This is a genomic window from Floccifex sp. (assembly GCF_051873495.1).
In the GTDB taxonomy this organism is placed as follows: Bacteria; Bacillota_I; Bacilli_A; order Erysipelotrichales; family Erysipelotrichaceae; genus Floccifex.
Map to the genome: position 1 here is coordinate 1 of NZ_JBJEEX010000035.1, position 2,634 is coordinate 2,634.

Annotated in this window: 2 protein-coding genes; both read right to left on the reverse strand. The window is 28.2% G+C overall.

Translation table 11 applies throughout. From position 1 onward, the window contains the following. Nucleotides 1–514: 514 nt before the first annotated feature. Complete coding sequence (locus tag ACI313_RS02065; RefSeq protein WP_439755160.1) at nt 515–1,474, reverse strand: M15 family metallopeptidase; 960 nt, start codon at nt 1,472–1,474, stop codon at nt 515–517. Nucleotides 1,475–1,825: 351 nt separating this feature from the next. Then, entirely contained in the window at nt 1,826–2,542 is a 717-nt protein-coding gene (locus ACI313_RS02070; RefSeq protein ID WP_439755161.1) for a DeoR/GlpR family DNA-binding transcription regulator, read from the reverse strand. Nucleotides 2,543–2,634: the final 92 nt, after the last annotated feature.

Consider the following 2,634-nt stretch of genomic DNA (forward strand, 5'->3'; position numbering starts at 1 on the left):
AAAAATAGAATTAGATTATATTACATTAATAATTTCTAATTCTATAATACGAAAAATCCTCTCAAAAAATGAGAGGATCACTTTATTTATTATTTTTTATAGCTCGACATAATGCGGATTTAAACGATACATAAATAAGAGGCATCCCTATAGGCCAACGCGCTTTGGCTGTGGAGCATTGATACGATAGTATAAGGGTGATAATCACAAAATCAATGTAATATATAATTTCAAATTTAGAATCGGTATGATCTACACATTGAAATAATAATATTCTAAAACCAACATATATTAAAGAAATAAATACAATCCCAATAATTCTATATTTAAAATATAGATACAAAAATAAGATCACAACAAGTACTATGTCTATATAATAGAAAAGCTTAGATTTAGAATTCATTGGATGCTCCTTTCAATTGTGTTAATTGATTAATTCTATCTTTAAAATACATCAGAACGCAAAAAAAAAACAACACTTAAACATAATAAAAAAAAGTAGGATCAATTCATCCTACTGTAATTTAAGACTGTAACTAAAACCATGTTCCCATATATAATCTTCAAACAATTCATTTTTTTCATAAATTTCTTTGGCTATATCTTTTCCTACATATCGAAAATGCCAAGGCTCATTCATAGCTCCTGTTCGATCACTTTCATTTTCAGGATATCTTAAAATAAATCCATATTTATATGAGTTATTAACTAACCATTGGTATTCTTCTGTTTGGGAGAAGTCAGTATATATGCCACCTAAAACACTTTGACTTGTTAGGTCTATCGCAAGTCCTAATTGATATTCACTAAAACCAGGAACATTGACTAAAGTGGATGCATAAGAGTAATCATAGATACTTAAATAGTAGTCGTATAATTCTTTTTGATTTTCATAAGAACGATAAGATGACTTTACTACGAGGGATAATCCTAATTTTGAAGCATCTTCATTCATTTTTTCTAGACTCGATGCTGCTTCATCAATTAGATAAGCACCTTCTTCACTAGCTATATCTACTTCTCTAACATCTGGTTCATAGTTTTCATCAACCATAAATCCTTTTTTACTTAGAACAAGTAAATTATCAGGTTGCTCAATTAAATACGTTCGATCATTTAAATCACATGTATTGATTCCAGGATAGGATACAGGTAAAACAGCTTCTAATGCAGTTCCATCGTATTTTAAATAGTCTTTAAAATCACAAACTTGATAGCCAGTTATATTCATATATTTTTTAACTTTATTATAGGATACATTTTGTGAAATGATACTTTCTAAATCGTTAATCGATAATTCATCAATTCGTTTTATGATAACATCTTGACTAAATCCCAATTCATCTAATCTGGGTTTTAATTCTACATACGAATCAACATACTTTACTATTTTAGTTTTTGACATTACAGAATTTTGATAAATTAAATCATATAAAACATAATTACTTTGATTTGAATATTCATTCCAATTCATCACATCAATGTAACCATCATAATCTAATACATCATTTCTTTTATCTTTATCTAAATTTAAAATGATTCCTTGTTCATGTCAATTATATCCTTTCCTCATCAAAGAAATACGATTGTGGCTTAAACACAAAACAAGAATAATAATCACAATAAATAATAATTTTTTATTTAGTCTTCTTTTTTTTTCTTTTCATAATAAATCTAATCCCAAGCCTTATTATAAAATACTACATGAGATTGTCAATTATAATAATGTTAAAAAGAACAACTTATAATAATTGAGTTGTTCTTTAAATGATTATTTACTAATTATTCTTTTTAATCTTAGCGTGTTATGATTTAAAAACAGCACTTATGTTTTTATGTATTTCATTTTAATTGGAGAAATACAGCTAATACATGTTACATCGCTTAGCTTGGCATATTGAAGGGGATAGACTTTATGAAACTTAGTATGATCGGCTAAAATAAAAGATCTATCAGATTGTTTAATCACTTTTTCTTTTACTTTCGCTTCCCATTTATTAGTTGTGGTAATTTGATGAACTTCATCAATGCCATTTACGCCCATAAAAGCACAATCAAAATGATAAGAAGAAAGAGCATCCACTGTGATTTTTCCACTAATAGCTTCTGTTTGTTTATAGACAAGACCAGGCAGAACAATCGTTTTAATGTTACGATTCATTAATTCGATGACATGGGGTATTCCAATGGTCACAACGGTAATGTCTTTACTATAAATGTATTTAATCATTTCAAAAGTAGAACTACCGGCATCTAAATAAATTACTTGATGGTCTTTAATTTGTTCACATGCCTTGCGTGCAATTCTATCTTTTTCTTCATAATGATCAACGGATTTATAAAACATCGGAAGTTCATTGGCATTAATTTGTAAAGCCCCTCCATGAAAGCGTTGAATCATATGATTGTCTTCCATTTCTTGTAAGTCTCTACGAACTGTGGCAATGGAACAATGACAACATTCCATGATTTCTTCGGTATATACTTTCTTTTTCGTTTGACATAGTTCTAATATTACTTTGAATCTTTGATCTTTTTTCATAGTATCATTGAACTAACACACTCTAACGAGTGTGGGCTTTTTTTATAAAGCCTGGTTCTCTCCTATTTCTTATTCTATCATAGTTTTGTCTT